Origin of the sequence: Zoogloea oryzae, from assembly GCF_030161255.1 — a bacterium.
GTDB classification, from domain to species: Bacteria; Pseudomonadota; Gammaproteobacteria; order Burkholderiales; family Rhodocyclaceae; genus Zoogloea; species Zoogloea oryzae.
The window spans coordinates 1-391 of the sequence record NZ_BSPX01000296.1 but is presented as its reverse complement, the minus strand read 5'-3'; positions in this window follow the sequence as shown (position 1 = coordinate 391).

The window sequence follows — 391 nt, the reverse complement described above, 5'->3', positions numbered from 1 at the left end:
CGATCTGGGGGCTGCCGGTGGCGGCGCCGTCAGGCGCAACGATCGATGGCGCGATGGCTGCGCGGGGCTGGCCGTGGGGCATGGTCGGCGAGGTTGAGCCCGTCGTGGGCGCGAAGACGGGGGGCGCGTCGGGGTGGGTGTCCTGCATCCGGAGCGAAACGGACGACTGCGGGCGGGTGTCGGCGGCTGCCGGTGTCTGCGCGGGCGGGGCACTGGCCGGTGACGGCTGCGCGCTCGTGGAGGCGATGCCCGTCGTGACCTCCGGCGCGATCGGCGCGACCGTGGGCGTGGAGCCTCGCGGGGGCGGCTCGATGTCGGCGTTTGGCATGGCGTGGGCGTGGCGCGACGGCATCGGCTGCGCGTGGGGGGCGAGCCGGACGACCGGGGCGTT